A 16715-nucleotide genomic window follows, 5' to 3' on the forward strand; every position below is an offset into this window, starting at 1 on the left:
AGTTAGCGTGCAGACGTGGCCATCGACCGTGACAAACTTCGCGAGCGTCTCGACCGGGCGACCGCTCACCTCGACCCGCCGTACGCGGTGGTCGACCTCTCCGCGTTCGACGCCAACGCCGGCGCGCTGACCGGCCGGGCCGACGGCAAGCCGCTGCGCGTGGCGAGCAAGTCGGTACGGGTCCGCGAGCTGCTCACCCGCGTGCTCGGCCGCCCCGGCTGGCAGGGCGTGATGGCCTTCACCCTGCCCGAGGCGGTCTGGCTCGCCCGCTCCGGCGTCAGCGACGACGTGCTGGTGGCGTACCCGACGGCGCACCGGGCCGGCCTCGCCGAACTGGCCGCCGACCCGGCGCTCGCCGACGCGGTGACGCTGATGGTCGACGACCCCGCCCAGCTCGACCTGATCGACCAGGTCTGCCCGCCCGCGCGCCGCCCCGCGCTGCGGGTCTGCCTCGACCTGGACGCCTCCTGGCGGCCGCTGCGGGGCCGGGTGCACGTCGGCGTGCGCCGCTCCCCGGTGCACAGCGCCACGGCGGCCGGCGCGCTCGCCGCCGCCGTCGCCGCCCGGCCGGGCTTCCGGCTGGTCGGCCTGATGTCGTACGAGGCGCAGATCGCCGGTCTGGGCGACGCGCCACCCGGGCAGGCGGTGCTCGGCTCGGCGATCCGGGTCGCGCAGCGCGGGTCGTACCGGGAACTGCTGGCCCGCCGCTCGGACGCGGTCGCCGCGGTACGCGAACACGCCGACCTGGAGTTCGTCAACGGCGGCGGCACCGGCAGCGTGGCCGCCACCAGCGCCGACCCCGCGGTCACCGAGGTCACCGCGGGCTCCGGCCTGTACGGGCCGACGCTGTTCGACGCGTACCGTGCCTGGCGGCCGACCCCGGCGGCGTTCTTCGCCTGCGCGGTGGTCCGCCGCCCGGCGCCCGGGTTGGCGACGGTGCTCGGCGGCGGCTGGATCGCCTCCGGCCAGGCGGCGAGCAGCCGGCTGCCCCGGCCCTGGCTGCCGGACGGCCTGAAGCTGCTCGGCGCGGAGGGCGCCGGTGAGGTGCAGACGCCGCTCGCCGGGGACGCCGCGGACGGCCTGCGGGTCGGTGACCGGGTGTGGTTCCGCCACGCCAAGGCCGGCGAGATGTGCGAGCACGTCAACGAGGTGCACCTGGTCGACGGGGACGCGGTGGTCGCGACGGTGCCCACCTACCGGGGCGAGGGCCACGCCTTCCTCTGACCCGCCGCCGGCGTGACGACGGCGGGCCCCGGCGCACCCGGGAACCCGCCGCTCGGCGTGCCGCTCAGCCCTGGGACACGGCCTCCGTGGGAGCGTTGACCTGCCGGTGCAGGTACTCCCGGATGAGGGCCTTCGCCTCGACCAGCACCCGCTCGTCGCCGTCGGTGCGGCGGCGGAAGGCCAGCTTGATCAGGGCGTCGGCCGCCTCGACCGCGACCTCCAGGTGGAACCGCAGGTCGGGCACCCCGGCCAGGCCGAAACGCTCGGTGAGTACGCGGGCGAGCTGCTCCGCGATGACACCGTTGTTGTCCCGCTGGTCGTCCAGCAGATGCAGGTCGACCACGTCGCCGAAGTGCAGGGTACGGAAACCGGGGACGGTGCGGTGCATCGAGATGTACTCGTCGATCGCCGCGTCGACGCCGTCCCACCAGTGCGTCAGATCGTCCGACGCGAACCGCTCGTCGAGCCGCTGGAGGTAGGACTCCATGGTCCGCAGCGTCAGCGCCTGCACGATGGCCCGCTTGTCCGGAAAGAACTGGTACACCGACCCGATCGCCACCTCGGCGCGCTCGGCGAGCAGGGTCGTGGTCAGCCCTTCGTACCCCACCTCGTCGACGAGCTCGGCGCAGGCGTCCAGCATCCGCTGGACCCGCGCGACACTTCGACCCTGCACCGGTACCCGACGCAGCGGCCCGGTCGTGGCGGCTGGTGTGGACACTCGGCGCCACCCCCCTTCGACGGATGAACATATCTGCACGTCACGAGTCTGTGACTACCGGTACAACGAGCCGGGCTCGATTGCGGTATTTACCAGGCACAACGTTCCTGATATGAATTCAGTTCATATTCATGTCGAGGAGTGGCCGCGATGACCGGTACCACCGCCACCTGGTCCAACTGGGCCGGCAACCAGCACAGCTCCGCGCTCCTCACCGTGCGCCCGCGTAGCGTCTCCGACGTCGTCGAGGCGGTCCGTCAGGCCGCCGCGGCCGGCCGGACCGTCCGGGCCACCGGCAGCGGCCACTCCTTCACCGCCACGGCTGTGGCCGACGGGCACCGCATCGACCTCGCCGAACTGGAGACAGACGTCACCGTCGATGTGGCGCGCCGCCTGGTCACCGTACCGGCTGGAATGACGTTGCACACGCTCAACGAACTGCTCGCCGGGCACGGGCTGGCGATGCCGAATCTCGGCGACATCGACGCCCAGACCATCGCCGGCGCGCTCTCCACCGGCACCCACGGCACCGGGGCGAAACTGGGCTGCCTGTCCACCTTCGTGGCTGGGCTGACGCTCGTCACCGGCACCGGCGAGGTGCTGCGCTGCTCGGCCGAGGAGAACCGCGACGTCTTCGACGCCGCCCGGGTCGGGCTCGGCGCGGTCGGCGTACTGGTCGAGGTCACGCTGCGCTGCGTCGACGCCTTCGTGCTGCGCGCGCACGAACGCCCCGCCCCGCTCGCCGAGGTGCTCGACGACCTGCCCGGCCTGTACGAGGCGCACGACCACGCCGAGTTCTACTGGTTCCCGTACACCGACCGGGTGCAGGTCAAGACCAACGACCGGGTACCCGCCGACGACCAGCCGCTGCCCGGCTGGCGCGGCTGGCTCGACGACGAGTTCCTCTCCAACACCGTCTTCGCCGGCGCCTGCCGCCTCGGCCGCGCCGTACCCGCCCTCGCCCCCACGATCAGTGCCGTCTCCGCCCGCGCGCTCACCGAACGCACCTACACCGGCCGCTCCGACCAGGTCTTCTGCACACCACGCCGGGTCCGCTTCGTGGAGATGGAGTACGGCCTGCCGCGCGAGACGCTGCCGACGGCGCTCACCGAGCTGCGCCGGATCGTGGAGCGGCTGCCGTTCAAGGTGCTGTTCCCGGTCGAGGTGCGGTTCACCGCCGCCGACGACATCTGGCTGTCCCACTCGTACGGGCGGGACTCCGCGTACATCGCCGTGCACCAGTACGTGGGCATGCCGTACGAGCCTTATTTTCGCGCGTTCGAGCAGGTGGCGACGGAACTGGGTGGTCGCCCGCACTGGGGCAAGCTGCACTGGCGCGATGCGGAGTCGCTGGCCACCGCCTACCCGAGATTCGAAGACTTCCGATCCGTCCGCACCCGCCTGGACCCCCACAACCTTTTCCAGAACCCGTACTTGACCCAGGTCCTGGGCTCCTGAAGATCTTGGTACGAAGACGCCCATCGAGGGGCGTCTTCGTACCAAGATCTCGGCGGTTGTCCACAGGGGCAGCGTGACGGGTGCTGTTCGGGTGGGGTTGCCGGTGTGGAGATGCCGGGGGACGACGCGGGGGAACTGAGCTGGTTGCTCTTCCGTCAGGCGCGAGTGCTGGGTACGGCGCAGGCTCGGCGGTTCCTGTCCGAGAAGACGATCCGGCACCGCATCGCCAGCGGGCGCTGGCGGCAGGTGCACCCCCGGGTCTACGTCACGCACGACGGTCCCGTCGGCCCGGATGAGCGGCGCTGGATCGCGGTGCTGGCGGCTGGACCGGCCGCGACATTGGGCGGGCTCACCGCAGCCCAGTGCTGGGGGCTCAGGCGCTACGAGAGCCGACTCATCCATCTGCTGCTGCCGGCCCGGCACCAGACCCGGGCGATACCACCTGGCGTACGGGTCCACCGCACCACAGTGCTACCGCCGGAGGACGTGCTCGCGATCGGCCGGCCCCGCCGGACCATGCCGGCCCGCTCGCTCGTCGACGCGGCGCAGTGGGCAGCGACCGACGAGGAGGCACGGGCCGTCATCGCGGCGGGCTTCCAGCAACGCCTGGTCTGGGGCGACGACCTGCACCGGGTGCTGGAACGGCTTCCCCGGGCGCGTCGCCACCGCCTGATCCTGACGACCGCCACCGACGCGGCGGGCGGCGCCCACTCCCTCGCCGAACTCGACTTCCTCGATCTAGTCCGGCGGGCCGGGCTACCCGAACCGTCTCTCCAGGTCGTGCGGCGAGACGCCACCGGGCGGCGGCGCTACCTCGACGTCTGGTTCGAGCGGTGGCGTGTGCACGTCGAGATCGACGGCGGGCAGCACTTCGACCCGAGGACCGCCTGGGCGGACATGCAGCGGCAGAACGACGTCTGGTCCACCGGTGACCGGGTGCTCCGCTTCCCCGCCTGGGCCGTCCGCAACGACCCCACCCGCGTGATCACCCAGTTGCGTGCCGCCCTGCGATCCGCAGGCTGGCCCGGCTGAGATCTTGGTACGGAAACGCCCTTCCAGGGGCGACTCCGTACCAAGATCACTCGTTCGGGGTTGAGGTCGCCTTCTTGGGGGCCGCCTTCTTCGCGGGGGCCTTCTTCGCCGCGGTCGTCTTCTTGGCGGCCGTCGTTTTCTTGGCCGCCGTTGCCTTCTTGGCCGGGGCGGCCTTCTTCGCGGCCTTCTTCTTCGGCGCCGGGCCCTTCGCACGCTTCTCGGCGAGCATCTCCGACGCCTGCTCCAGCGTCAGCTCCTCCGGCGTCTGCCCGCGCCGCAGCGACGCGTTGAACTCGCCGTCCGTGACATACGGCCCGAAGCGCCCGTCCTTGATCACCAGCGGCTTCTCGGTGAGCGGGTCGTTGCCCATCTCCCGCAGCGGCGGCGCGGCGGCCCGGCGCTGGCGCGTCTTCGGGGCGGCCAGCAACGCCAGCGCCTCGTCCAGCGTGACGGTGAACATCTTGTCTTCCGAGTCCAGCGAGCGGAACTCGTCACCGCGCTTGACGTACGGGCCGTAGCGGCCGTTGTTGGCGAACACCTCGGTGCCGTCCGGGGCCACGCCGATGAGCCGGGGCAGGCGCAGCAGCTGCAACGCCTGCTCCAGGGTGAGGCTGTCCGGCGACTGCGAGCGCAGCAGCGACGACTTGCGCTCACCGCTGGCCACGTACGGGCCGAACCGGCCGGACTTGAGCAGGATCGGCTCGCCGGTCGACGGGTCGTCGCCGAGCTTGCGCTCACCGCCGCCGCCGAGGAACAGCTCGTGCACCTTCTCCGGGGTCAGCTCGTCCGGCGCGAGGCCCTCCGGGATCGGCGCCCGGTCGCCCTGCGAGCCGCCCTCCTCGCCCTCACCCTCACCCGAGGCCGAGCCCGAAACCGAGGCCGTGCCCGAAACCGAGCCGGGGAGCGCCCGCTGCAGGTACGGCCCGTACCGGCCGACCCGGACGACGACCTCGCGGCCCTCGTCGTCGGTGAACAGCGGGATCGAGTTGACGCTGCGCGCGTCGATCTCGCTGAGGTTCTCGGTGACCAGCTTCTTCAGGCCACCGGCGTGCGCGATGGCCTGGTCGCCGGCGCCGTTGGTGCTGCCGAAGTAGAAGGAGGTGAGGAAGTCGACGGCGGCGTGGTCGCCACCGGCGATCTCGTCCAGCTCGTTCTCCATGCTGGCCGTGAAGTCGTAGTCGATCAGGCGCGGGTAGTGCCGCTCCATCAGCCCGATCACCGCGAACGCCAGGAACGTGGGGATCATGGCCTGGCCGCGTTTGGTCACGTACCCGCGGTCCTGGATCGTCTGCATGATCGACGCGTACGTGGAGGGCCGGCCGATGCCCAGCTCCTCCAGGGCCTTCACCAGCGACGCCTCGGTGTAGCGCGACGGCGGCTGGGTGTGGTGGCCCTGCGCGGCCAGCTCGTCGGCGGTCAGCGGCTGATCCTTGACGAGCGTGGGCAGCCGCCGCTCGGCGTCCTCCGCCTCGGCGTTCTCGTCGTCGCTGGACTCGACGTACGCGCGCAGGAAGCCCGGGTCGGTGATGGTCTTGCCGGTCGCCCCGAAGTCGGCCTCCTCCTGGGCGGAGGAGACGGCGCGGATGCGCACCGACACGCTGGAGCCGACCGCGTCGGTCATCTGCGAGGCGATGGTGCGCCGCCAGATCAGCTCGTAGAGCTTGTACTCCTCGGCGGACAGCTCCTTGGCCACCTCGCCCGGGGTGCGGAAGTTGTCGCCCGCCGGGCGGATCGCCTCGTGCGCCTCCTGCGCGTTCTTCACCTTGCCGGTGTAGCGGCGCGGCTCCGGCGGCACGCTGCGCTCGCCGTACAGCTCGACGATCTGTCGGCGGGCCGCCGCGATGGCGGTCTCGGACAGGTTCACCGAGTCGGTACGCATGTAGGTGATGTAGCCGTTCTCGTACAGGCGCTGCGCGGTGCGCATCGTCTGCTGCGACGAGAACCGCAGTTTGCGGGCCGCCTCCTGCTGGAGCGTGGAGGTGATGAACGGCGCGTACGGGCGGCGGCGGTAGGGCTTCTCCTCGACCCGGGTGACGGTGAACGGCCGGTCGGCCAGGCGGGCGGCCAGCCCCCGGGCCCCGCCCTCGTCGAGGTGGACGACACCCGCGCCGGCGCGAACACGACCCGTGGTCGGCTCGAAGTCCTTGCCGGTGGCGATCCGGTCACCGTTCAGCGCGACCAGCGTGGCGTTGAACGTGCGCGGGCCCTCGCCCGGCTTCGCCACCGCGAGCGTGGCCAGGATGTCCCAGTACTCGGCGGTGCGGAACGCCATCCGCTGGCGCTCCCGCTCGACCACGATCCGGGTCGCCACTGACTGCACCCGGCCCGCCGACAGCTTCGGCATGACCTTCTTCCACAGCACCGGCGATACCTCGTACCCGTAGAGGCGGTCGAGGATGCGCCGCGCCTCCTGGGCGTCGACCAGGTCGCGGTCGATCTCCCGGGGGTTGGCCACCGCGGCCTGGATGGCCGGCTTGGTGATCTCGTGGAAGACCATCCGCTTGACCGGCACCTTGGGCTTGAGCGTCTCCACCAGGTGCCAGGCGATGGCCTCGCCCTCGCGGTCCTCATCCGTCGCCAGGAAGATCTCGTCGACCTCCTTGGCCAGCTTCACCAGCTTGCTGATCTGCTGCTTACGGTCGGGCGACACCACGTAGAGCGCGTGGAAGCCGTTGTCGACGTCGACGCCGAGACGCGCCCAGGGCTCACCCTTGTACTTCGCCGGGACGTCGGCGGCGTTGCGGGGCAGGTCCCGGACGTGGCCGAAGCTGGCCTCCACGACGTACCCCGGGCCGAGGTAGCCCGAGATCGTCTTGGCCTTCGCCGGAGACTCGACGATGACCAGACGGGTGGTTCCAGCGTTGCTCGGCACGTCTCTCCCCGACCTCACTCCTACGCCATGCCCGCTTCGGGCCGTGTTGCGCCACCCGGACCACGGGCGGTCCGGATGTCCAACGTAACGCGCCGTCCGCGTTCCGGGTTTCGTGGGCGGCAAACGGGCCGCTCTCCCGGCGACCGCCGGCCGCACCCTGCCGGACGGCGTCACGGTACACCGTGGGTAGGGCGGCAGGCGTGTCACTGTGACGATCGCGTACACCCGGCGGAGCCGTCGCCGGGTGTCCGGGTTCGGACACCGGACGGTCAGCCGGGCGCGCCCGGCCACTCCGCCGCCGGCGCCGTGACCGGCCGTTCCCCCACCAACTCGGCCAGCCGCGACATGCGCCGCCCGCCGACCCGGAACGCGGGCCCGCCCTCGTCCGGCTCCACGAACGCGGCCGGCAGGCCGACCGCCGCCAGCGCGGCGCGCACCACCGGCCAGCACGGCTCGTCGGCCGGTCCGAGCCGCAGCCGGAACCCGGCCGGCTCGGCCGTGCCGGCCGCGGCCGCCCAGAGCCGCAGCCGCCGCCCGTCCAGGTGGAATCGGGCCGGTGGCCGCTTCACCGCCCCGCGCAGCCAGGCCCGCGCGAGCGGCGCCAGCATGCTCGTGTACGCGGTGCGCACCCGGTGCCGCCCGTCCTCGGTCGGCTCCCAGCTCGCCGGCACGCCCCGGGCGCCCAGCTCCGCCACCAGCACGTGCACCCGCCAGGCGGCGTCCACCACCACGGAGATCCGGGCCGTGCCGCCCATCCGCCCCACCTCACCCGGCCCGGCGAGCAGGCCGGCGAGATCCGCCAGCACGGGATCGGCCGCCTCGGTGGAGAACAGCGAGGGCTGGCGGGCCGGTTTCGGGGTGGGAGGGGTCAGCGACACTCCGGGACCTCGTCGAAGGCCTCTTTCAGCTCGGTCGAGTTGAGCTTGCTGGTGTCCAGCGCGCTCGCGTCGTACTCCTTGTTGAGCGTGTCCACGGCGGCGCGCACGCCGTCGTAGAACGGACCGGCCTGGGCGGTGTCGAGCCCGTCGATGGCGGACCGGGCCCGGCCGTACGCGTCGCGCATCTTGCTCAGCGACCCCAGGAACCCGGCGGACACCTCGGCGCCGCGCTCGGCCTCGGGCACGCCCGCCTCCTCGACCTTGCGCCGGGCCGTCTCGCTGGCCTGCTCGGCGCCGGCGAAGAGCCGGACCAGGTTCTCCTTGGCCTGCGCCGGAGTGGTCTGCGCGGTCATCTGCTGCTGGGTGCTGCTGGTCAGCTTGGAGATCTCCGCGCGCCACGGGGTGAGCGCCTGGCACACCGACGCGGCCCAGACCCGGGGGCTCGGGCCGCCGCCGCACCCGGCGACGACGAGGACCAGCGTGGCCAGGACCACCGTGAGCTTTCCGGCGGTTGCCGCCCGGCGCGTACGCATGCGTTGCAGCGTACGACCTCCGGGCGGAACCGCCACCGCTCAGGTTTGCCGGGCACGGGGCTCCCGGCCGGCCGGGACCGGCCGGGAGCCGTCGCGTGGACCTCAGGCGTTGACCGTCTCCGGGCGCTGGTCCGGCTTGCCGGCGTCGCTGTCCGAGTCGGTCATCGCCACGCCCTTGCGCTTGCTGAACACCACGGCCCCCGCGATGATCAACGCGGCGACCACGGCGATCGTGATGCGCAGCGGGTTGTTCTGGTCGTTGCCCACGCTCCAGGCCACCACGGCCGGCGCGATCAGCAGCGAGACCAGGTTCATCACCTTGATCAGCGGGTTGATCGCCGGGCCGGCGGTGTCCTTGAACGGGTCGCCGACGGTGTCGCCGATGACGGTGGCGGCGTGCGCGTCGGAGCCCTTGCCGCCGTACGCGCCGTCCTCCACCAGCTTCTTGGCGTTGTCCCAGGCGCCACCGGAGTTGGCCAGGAACACCGCCATCAGCGTGCCCGCGCCGATCGCGCCGGCCAGGTACGCGGCCAGCGCGCCCGGGCCGAGGCCGAAGCCGACAGCGATCGGGGCCAGGATGGCCAGCAGGCCGGGGGTCAGCAGCTCGCGCTGGGCGTCCCGGGTGCAGATGTCCACGACCTTGCCGTACTCGGGCCGCTGGGTGCGGTCCATGATGCCGGGCAGCTCACGGAACTGGCGGCGTACCTCCATCACCACGGCGCCGGCCGAGCGGGACACCGCGTTGATGGCCAGGCCGGAGAAGAGGAAGACCACCGCGGCGCCGATGATGAGGCCGACCAGGTTGCGGGGGTTGGCGACGTTGAGCGAGTTGAGGATCTCGTTGCCGACGTCGTTCACGCCCGCGTCCTCGTACGAGGAGCGCAGCGTGTCGGTGTACGAGCCGAACAGCGCGGTGGCGGCCAGCACGGCGGTGGCGATCGCGATGCCCTTGGTGATCGCCTTGGTGGTGTTGCCGACGGCGTCCAGCTCGGTGAGCGTCCGCGCGCCGTGCTCGTCGATGTCGCCGGACATCTCGGCCACGCCCTGCGCGTTGTCGGAGATCGGGCCGAACGTGTCCATGGCGACGATGACGCCGACGGTGGTGAGCAGGCCGGTGCCGGCCAGCGCGACGGCGAACAGCGACAGCGTGATCGAGCTGCCGCCGAGCAGGAACGCGCCGAACACGCCGGCGCCGATCAGCAGCGCCGAGTAGACGGCCGACTCCAGGCCGACGCTGATGCCGGCGAGGATGACGGTGGCCGGGCCGGTCTGCGAGCTCTTGCCGATGTCCTGCACCGGGCGCCTGTTGGTCTCGGTGAAGTAGCCGGTCAGCGCCTGGATCGCGGCGGCCAGCACGATACCGATCACGACCGCGCCGATGGCCACCAGCCGCGGGTTGCGGTCGACGTCGGTCAGCCCGCCCTCCAGCTCGGCGAACGTGGCCGGCAGGTAGGCGAACGCGGCGATCGCGACGAGCACCGCGGCGATGAGCGCGGAGAGGTAGAAGGCCCGGTTGATGGCGGTCAGGCCGTTGCGGTCGCTGGCGCGCAGCCGGGTGATGAAGACGCCGACGATCGCGACGAGCACGCCGATGGTGGAGATGATCAGCGGGAAGACCAGGCCGGTCTCACCGAACGCGGCCCGGCCGAGGATCAGCGCCGCGACGAGCGTGACCGCGTACGACTCGAACAGGTCGGCGGCCATGCCGGCGCAGTCGCCGACGTTGTCGCCCACGTTGTCGGCGATGGTGGCGGCGTTGCGCGGGTCGTCCTCCGGGATGCCCTGCTCGACCTTGCCGACCAGGTCGGCGCCGACGTCGGCGGCCTTGGTGAAGATGCCGCCGCCGACCCGCATGAACATGGCGAGCAGCGCGGCGCCGAAACCGAAGCCCTCCAGCACGGTCGGGGCGTCACCCCGGTAGATCAGCACGACGAGCGCCGCGCCGAACAGACCGAGGCCGACGGTGAGGAAGCCGACCACGCCGCCGGTGCGGAAGGCGATCTTCATGGCGCCTTCGCGTCCGCCTTCGCGCTCCCGCGCGGCCGCTGCCACCCGCAGGTTGGCGCGGGTGGCCAGCCACATGCCGGCGCCGCCGATGAACGCGCTGAACAGCGCACCCACCACGAAGAACGCCGAGCGGCCGAGCTTCACCAGCGTTTCGTTGCCGTCGGTGTCGTGCACCGGCAGCAGGAACAGCAGCACGACGGCGATCACGACGAAGATCGCCAGCGTGCGGAACTGCCGCAGCAGGTACGCCGACGCGCCCTCCTGCACCGCGCCGGAGATCTCCTGCATGTTTGTGGTTCCCTTACCGGCCGCCAGGACCGCCCTGGTGAGGGCGGCCGCGAAGACGAGCGCCACCAGCGCGATGACCGCGGCGATGACGACGTACGTCACGTTGGCTCCGGTAAGGGACAGTGCGCCGCCGTCAGCGGCCAAGGTCCCGGACATCTATGTCCTCCTGTACCGAACAACTCGCGCCGGCCGGTGGAGACGCACGGGCCGACGCCTGGATGCGGACTCGCAAGCGCGCGCCACCCACTCCGGCGGACCGTTCCCGCTGGCTACGGGACGGGATCACTTGCTGACAACCCGGGTACTGTAGCCCTCCGGCGTGGCGAGGGTCACAGGCAGGGGGCACCGTGTCTCGATGATCTTCGTAACTGTGTTATACGAAGAAATCTGATATATGGCCCGGTCAACACGACGAGGCCGCGCTCCCCGTGCGGGGAACGCGGCCTACGTGAACGGGAAGGTCAGGCGCGTCCGGCCGGCCAGGTCATCCGGACCTCGGTGCCGACGCCCTCGTCGACCGGGCGGACCTGGAGGTCCTCCACGAAACCGGCGAGCAGCGCGAAGCCCACCCCGGTGGTGAGCGCGTCCTCGCTCAGCGACTCCTTGGCCAGCTCGTCCGGCCCGAGCGCGGCCAGGCCGAGGCCCGCCTCGATCGGCGCCCGGTCCACCACCCGGACCGTGTAGCCACCGGTGTCGGACATCTCCACGTACACCGGATCCGCCAGGCCGTACTGCCGGTGCAGCGCGACCGCCCGCGTGCACGCCTCACCGATGGCCAGGCGCACCTCGTCCAGCAGGTCCTCGCGTACGCCGGCCCGCCGGGCCACCGCGACGCCGACCAGGCGTGCGGTACGCACGTGCACCGGGGCCGGAGAGAAGGAAAGCTTGACGGTGGCCATCACGCGCCGGTGGAGTCGGCGGCGATGGCCGCGTCGACCGTCGGATGCAGCGGGAAGACCTGGTCCAGGGCGGTGATCCGGAAAATCTTGAGCAGCGGCTCCTTGTCGCAGACCAGGGCGAACGAGCCGCCGGCCGAGCGCAGCCGCTTGAGCGCGCCGACCAGCACGCCCAGTCCGGTCGAGTCGAGGAAGTCCACCCGGCCCAGGTCGACCACCACGTGGCGGGCCCCGCCGTCGATCAGCTCAAGAAGCCGTTCCCGCAGGCGGGGGGCGGTGTAGACGTCCACCTCACCACCGACCTCGAGCACCGTGTGCTCCCCCACGGCGCGGGTCGCCAGCGACAGCTCCATCGGCCCCTCCTCGGTAAACTCTCCAGGGCATCTAACCATCCCCCGTGCGGCCCTCTCGGATCACCGGCCACGCCCCTCCCTTACCCCCACCCTGCGGTTCCCAATTCCGAACACCAGTGCGAGAGTGCAGGACGTGACCGACCACAGCCCCGGCCCGCGGCGTGCTCCGGGTGAGCTGCTGCGCCGGCTGCGGCTGCGGCACCCCACCGACCCGGTCACCCACGTCGAGCGCGTCCCGGCGCGGGCCGGCGAGCCGGTCGGGTGGCCCGGCTGGGCGCCGGAGGAACTGCGGGCGGCGTTCGCGCGGCGCGGCGTCACCGCCCCGTGGCGGCACCAGGCCGAGGCCGCCGAGCTGGCGTACGCCGGCAATCACGTCGTGGTGGCCACCGGCACGGCGTCCGGCAAGTCCCTGGCGTACCAGCTGCCCGCGCTGAGCACGCTGCTCGCCGACCCGCGCGCCACTGTGCTCTACCTGGCGCCGACCAAGGCGCTCGCCGCCGACCAGCTCCGCGCCGTCGCCGGTCTCGACCTCGACGGGGTACGCCCCGCCACCTACGACGGGGACACGCCGCGCGCCGAGCGGGAGTGGATTCGGCGACACTCCCGGTTCGTGCTGACCAACCCGGACATGCTGCACCACGGCATCCTGCCCGGTCACGCCCACTGGTCCGGGTTCCTGCGCCGCCTCGCGTACGTGGTGGTCGACGAGTGCCACACCTACCGGGGCGTCTTCGGCTCACACGTCGCGCACGTACTGCGGCGGTTGCGGCGGCAGTGCGCGCGCTTCGGGCGTACCCCCGTGTTTCTGCTGGCCTCGGCCACGTCGGGTGACCCGGCGACGGCGGCCGGGCGGCTCACCGGTCTAGCAGTCACCGCCGTCACCGAGGACACGTCGCCGCGCGGCGGCGTGACGTTCGCGCTCTGGGAGCCGCCGCTGCTGCCGCCCTCCGACTCGGCTCCCGACGCCGACCTCGTCCAGGTCCGGCGCTCCGCGCTGCGGGAGACCGCCGACCTGCTCGCCGACAGCGTGGTCGAGGGGGTACGCACGCTCGCGTTCGTGCGGTCCCGCCGGGGCGCCGAGGTGGTCGCCGCGAACGCCCGGCGGTCGCTGGACGAGGCGGTGCCCGGCCTCGGCGAGCGGGTGGCCGCCTACCGGGCCGGCTACCTGCGCGAGGAACGCCGCGAGCTGGAACGGGCGCTACTGCACGGCGACCTGCTCGGGCTCGCCTCCACGAACGCGCTCGAACTCGGCGTCGACCTGGTCGGGCTGGACGCGGTGCTGATCTGCGGCTGGCCCGGCACCCGCGCGTCGCTGTGGCAGCAGGCCGGGCGGGCCGGGCGTTCCGGCGACGAGGCGCTCGCCGTGCTGGTGGCCCGCGACGACCCGCTCGACACCTATCTGGTGCACCACCCGGAGGCGCTGTTCGGGCGGCCGGTCGAGGCGACGGTGCTCGACCCGGCCAACCCGTACGTCCTCGCGCCGCAGCTCGCCTGCGCCGCCCACGAGTCCCCGCTCACCCCCGCCGACCTTGACCTGTTCGGTGAGGGCGCGAAGGAGGCGGTGGACTCGCTGGTCGAGGCGGGAGCGCTGCGGCAGCGGCCCACCGGCTGGTACTGGCGGCACCGGGAACGCCCCGAGGTCGACCTGCGCGGCGAGGGCGGCGCCCCGGTGTGCGTGGTGGAGGAGTCCACCGGCCGGCTGCTCGGCACTGTCGACGGCGGATCGTCGCACTTCCTGCTGCACACCGGCGCGGTCTACCTGCACCAGGGCGTCTCGTACGTGGTCGACTCACTCGACCTGGCCGACGGGTGCGCGCTCGTGCACGCCGAGGAGCCGGACTGGTCCACCCACGCCCGCGACGTCACCTCGCTGTCGGTGGTGTCGGTCCGCTCGTACTTGGACGCCGGCCCGGTCGGGCTCTTCCTCGGCGAGGTGGACGTGACCAGCCAGGTGGTGTCGTACCAGCGGCGGCGCATCGCCACCGGCGAGGTGATCGACACCCGCCCGCTCGACCTGCCGGCCCGGGAGCTGCGCACCGTCGCGGTGTGGTTCACGCTCTCCCCCGAGTCGCTGACCGCCGCCGGTGTCGAGGCGGCCGACGTGCCGGGCGCGCTGCACGCCGCCGAGCACGCCGCCATCGGCCTGCTGCCGCTGATGGCGACCTGCGATCGCTGGGACATCGGTGGGCTGTCCACCGCCCTGCACCCGGACACCGAGGCGCCCACGGTCTTCGTCTACGACGGGCATCCCGGCGGGGCGGGTTTCGCCGAGCGGGCGTACGGCACCGCCGCCGCCTGGCTGCGCGCCACTCGGGACGCGATCGCCGAATGCGGGTGCGAGACCGGGTGCCCGTCCTGCGTCCAGTCCCCGAAGTGCGGAAACGGCAACAACCCGCTGGCGAAGGCAGAGGCGGTGAAGGTCCTCGACGTGGTGCTGGCGAATCTCGCCACGGTCGGCGGCCCGGACGCGGTGTCTGACCCGGACCCGCCCACCTCTGGCCCGGAGGCGGACGGCCCGGAGGCGGGTGCCGGCCCGGAGGCGGGCGGCCCGGGGAGCGGCGAGGTGTTGCCCCGGCAAGGCGACCGGGTGGCCCGCCCAGCTCAGACGGCCGGTGGCCCACCCGCCTGACCTGGTCCGCACCCGTCGGGTGGGGCCTCCCGCCAGATCGGGGTGGTTGCTGTATAGGCGGGTGCTGGACCCCGCCACTTCGCCGAACTGGTGTCGATCAAGATGGGCCGTGCCCCGGGGGTCTGGTTGGTGGGACGGGTGCATGAGGGCAGGGCTCTCGGGGCATTGATGTATGGGAGCGCTTCCATGCATCATTTCCAGTAGCGCAGGTGACCCCAGACCCGTCCCGCCGGAGGTGCCGCCGTGGCCGACACGATCGCCGAGACCGTCGAGTTGCTCTACACCATCGACCAGGAAAACCTAACCCCCGACCAGCAGATCGCGCTGGGCACCGCGCTGGCCACGCTCGCCCAGGCGGAGCGGCTGGAGCAGATCAACGAGCGCCTGCGCGGCATTCACCAGGTGCTGAACAGTTGGGCGATGAAGGCCACGGTCGACGGCGGTCGTTGACCTTTCGTCGTCGTTCGCCTTGTGGGGTGGGTGGGTGCCCGGACGCCGGAGGCCCTCGCGAGCGGTGATCCTGGCGCGAGCGGGGGCAAGCGGCGGCGGGCCTGCTGTGCGAGACTCCGGCGACCCCTCGAAGGAGATCTGATGTCGCTCGACAACCTGCAGGCCCATAACCGGTTCATCGTCCGACAGCGGATCCGGATGATGGTCAACCAGTACGAGGTGCACGCCGCGGCACCCGACGGCTCCGAGGCCGGGCTGCTCGCGTTCGCGCAGCAGAAGCGGCTCGCCTTCAAGGAGCAGGTGACCATCTACACCGACGACTCCAAGCAGTACCCCCTTCTCGGGTTCAAGGCCCGGCAGCGGCTCGACCTCGGCGCCACATACGACGTGACCGACCACGCCGGCAACCCGATCGGGCTGTTCCGCAAGGACTTCGCGCAGTCGCTGCTGCGCTCGACGTGGCACGTCGAGCAGCCCGGGCTGCCGCCGGCCACCGGGCAGGAGCGCAGCCTGCCGGTCGCGCTGCTGCGCCGGTTCGTCGACTCGCTCTCCTGGCTGCCGTACCACTTCGACTTCGTGGCCGGTGGCCAGCCGGTGTTCTCGGTCGACAAGAAGTGGGGCCTGCGCGACCGGTACGTCGTCGACATCCCCCACCCGCAGATCGACCGGCGCCTGGTCATCGCGATGGCCGTCGGGTTGGACGCGCTCCAGTCCCGCTGACCCCGCGCCACCTTTTCCACCCGCCGGCCGGAGCCGGGAACGCCAGCGATCGACGCCCCCGGCTCGGCCGCCTCAACCGTCGGTGTCCCGGGCCGGCCCGGCCCGGGACGTCGCGGTGGCGTCCCGGGTCAGCCCGGGCAGCGGCTCGACACGTACCCGCGCCGTGACGATCAGATCGAGCCCGTCGATCCGGCAGCCGGTCATCCGGCCGCCGTTGGCCGCCACCAGCTCGGCCGCGCGAGCGCACGCGCCCTCGACGCCGTCGAGCACCCGCCCGGCACCGGCGAGCGCCCCGAAGTCCGCCGCGTTGCGGGCCTGGTGCCGAGCACAGCGGGCGGCCCCGAGCGCCGCGCCGAACATCCCGACCAGCACGAACACCAGCCCGATCGCGAGCAGGCACACAGTGGCTCCGCCCCGCTCGGCGGCGGTCTGGCGCGACGACCGGGCGACCGTCACGGCACCGGCCCCGGCGCGCCGGGTTCCACAGCCGCTGCCGCCTGCCCCGACACGCTCAGTCGCGGCAGCAGCGCGCCGAACGTCCGGACCGGCGCCCGAACCGTCGCCGTGACCCGGTCGCCTGCCACAGTCACCGACACCTCGGCGCCGTCGGGGGCGTAACGCTGGCCGGCGACCTCGCCGGACTCGCCCCGGGCCGCA

14 protein-coding genes and 1 pseudogene are annotated in these 16715 nt (G+C 72.5%); 6 read left to right on the forward strand and 9 right to left on the reverse strand.

What is annotated here, in order from left to right; translation table 11 throughout:
- The first annotated feature begins 15 nt into the window (after positions 1-15).
- Positions 16-1224 (forward strand): amino acid deaminase/aldolase, encoded by a 1209-nt coding sequence (locus MCBG_RS17925; RefSeq protein ID WP_043327230.1) that lies wholly within the window; start codon positions 16-18, stop codon positions 1222-1224.
- A 64-nt stretch (positions 1225-1288) separates the two neighbouring features.
- Here MCBG_RS17925 and MCBG_RS17930 read toward each other — a convergent pair whose 3' ends face one another.
- On the reverse strand, positions 1289-1864 hold the full coding sequence (locus MCBG_RS17930) for a TetR/AcrR family transcriptional regulator (RefSeq protein ID WP_030503760.1): 576 nt from the start codon (positions 1862-1864) through the stop codon (positions 1289-1291).
- 219 nt (positions 1865-2083) lie between these two features.
- Here MCBG_RS17930 and MCBG_RS17935 point away from each other — a divergent pair, with 219 nt between their 5' ends.
- Both MCBG_RS17935 and MCBG_RS17940 read left to right on the forward strand, forming a co-directional pair.
- On the forward strand, positions 2084-3400 hold the full coding sequence (locus MCBG_RS17935; RefSeq protein ID WP_043327232.1) for a D-arabinono-1,4-lactone oxidase: 1317 nt from the start codon (positions 2084-2086) through the stop codon (positions 3398-3400).
- 111 nt (positions 3401-3511) lie between these two features.
- The gene (locus MCBG_RS17940; RefSeq protein ID WP_043330719.1) at positions 3512-4432 is read left to right on the forward strand and encodes a DUF559 domain-containing protein; all 921 of its coding nucleotides are present in this window, start codon (positions 3512-3514) and stop codon (positions 4430-4432) included.
- A gap of 46 nt (positions 4433-4478) precedes the next feature.
- Here the strand turns inward: MCBG_RS17940 and topA are convergent, their stop codons facing one another.
- From topA to MCBG_RS17970, 6 genes are all read right to left on the reverse strand, one after another.
- Complete coding sequence (gene topA / locus MCBG_RS17945; RefSeq protein ID WP_043327234.1) at positions 4479-7304, reverse strand: type I DNA topoisomerase; 2826 nt, start codon at positions 7302-7304, stop codon at positions 4479-4481.
- 269 nt (positions 7305-7573) lie between these two features.
- On the reverse strand, positions 7574-8182 hold the full coding sequence (locus tag MCBG_RS17950; protein WP_043327236.1) for a hypothetical protein: 609 nt from the start codon (positions 8180-8182) through the stop codon (positions 7574-7576).
- Entirely contained in the window at positions 8173-8715 is a 543-nt protein-coding gene (locus tag MCBG_RS17955; protein WP_043327238.1) for a hypothetical protein, read from the reverse strand. The genes MCBG_RS17950 and MCBG_RS17955 overlap by 10 nt, the downstream gene beginning before the upstream one ends.
- A 102-nt stretch (positions 8716-8817) precedes the next feature.
- On the reverse strand, positions 8818-11166 hold the full coding sequence (locus MCBG_RS17960) for a sodium-translocating pyrophosphatase (RefSeq protein ID WP_043327240.1): 2349 nt from the start codon (positions 11164-11166) through the stop codon (positions 8818-8820).
- Between the two features lie 305 nt (positions 11167-11471).
- Complete coding sequence (locus MCBG_RS17965; protein WP_043327241.1) at positions 11472-11909, reverse strand: ATP-binding protein; 438 nt, start codon at positions 11907-11909, stop codon at positions 11472-11474.
- A complete protein-coding gene (locus MCBG_RS17970) occupies positions 11909-12259 on the reverse strand; it encodes an STAS domain-containing protein (protein ID WP_013283649.1) in 351 nt (116 codons plus the stop codon). The genes MCBG_RS17965 and MCBG_RS17970 overlap by 1 nt, the downstream gene beginning before the upstream one ends.
- A 133-nt stretch (positions 12260-12392) precedes the next feature.
- Between MCBG_RS17970 and MCBG_RS17975 the strand changes: the two genes are divergently transcribed.
- The 3 genes from MCBG_RS17975 to MCBG_RS17985 all read left to right on the forward strand — a co-directional run bounded on the left by MCBG_RS17975 (position 12393) and on the right by MCBG_RS17985 (position 16058).
- The gene (locus MCBG_RS17975) at positions 12393-14888 is read left to right on the forward strand and encodes a DEAD/DEAH box helicase (RefSeq protein ID WP_043330721.1); all 2496 of its coding nucleotides are present in this window, start codon (positions 12393-12395) and stop codon (positions 14886-14888) included.
- 243 nt (positions 14889-15131) lie between these two features.
- Positions 15132-15338, forward strand: a complete 207-nt coding sequence (locus MCBG_RS17980; protein WP_043327245.1) for a hypothetical protein — start codon at positions 15132-15134, stop codon at positions 15336-15338.
- Between the two features lie 141 nt (positions 15339-15479).
- Positions 15480-16058, forward strand: a complete 579-nt coding sequence (locus MCBG_RS17985; RefSeq protein ID WP_043327247.1) for an LURP-one-related/scramblase family protein — start codon at positions 15480-15482, stop codon at positions 16056-16058.
- A gap of 72 nt (positions 16059-16130) precedes the next feature.
- Here the strand turns inward: MCBG_RS17985 and MCBG_RS17990 are convergent, their stop codons facing one another.
- Together MCBG_RS17990 and MCBG_RS17995 are read right to left on the reverse strand one after the other, a co-directional pair.
- Complete coding sequence (locus tag MCBG_RS17990) at positions 16131-16514, reverse strand: Rv3654c family TadE-like protein (protein ID WP_083296979.1); 384 nt, start codon at positions 16512-16514, stop codon at positions 16131-16133.
- Positions 16511-16715 (reverse strand): annotated as a pseudogene (locus MCBG_RS17995) (mucin-associated surface protein); the annotation flags it as partial. The pseudogene MCBG_RS17995 and the gene MCBG_RS17990, both read right to left, overlap by 4 nt.

Source organism: Micromonospora sp. M42 (assembly GCF_000568915.1).
GTDB classification, from domain to species: Bacteria; Actinomycetota; Actinomycetes; order Mycobacteriales; family Micromonosporaceae; genus Micromonospora; species Micromonospora chalcea.

Excerpts from the sequence above, each read along its gene's own strand:
- MCBG_RS17930 (WP_030503760.1), bottom strand. The coding sequence starts at position 1,864 with ATGCTGGACGCCTGCGCCGAGCTCGTCGACGAGGTGGGGTACGAAGGG.
- MCBG_RS17940 (WP_043330719.1), top strand. The coding sequence starts at position 3,512 with ATGCCGGGGGACGACGCGGGGGAACTGAGCTGGTTGCTCTTCCGTCAG.
- MCBG_RS17955 (WP_043327238.1), bottom strand. The coding sequence starts at position 8,715 with ATGCGTACGCGCCGGGCGGCAACCGCCGGAAAGCTCACGGTGGTCCTG.
- MCBG_RS17960 (WP_043327240.1), bottom strand. The coding sequence starts at position 11,166 with ATGTCCGGGACCTTGGCCGCTGACGGCGGCGCACTGTCCCTTACCGGA.
- MCBG_RS17965 (WP_043327241.1), bottom strand. The coding sequence starts at position 11,909 with ATGGCCACCGTCAAGCTTTCCTTCTCTCCGGCCCCGGTGCACGTGCGT.
- MCBG_RS17970 (WP_013283649.1), bottom strand. The coding sequence starts at position 12,259 with ATGGAGCTGTCGCTGGCGACCCGCGCCGTGGGGGAGCACACGGTGCTC.
- MCBG_RS17985 (WP_043327247.1), top strand. The coding sequence starts at position 15,480 with ATGTCGCTCGACAACCTGCAGGCCCATAACCGGTTCATCGTCCGACAG.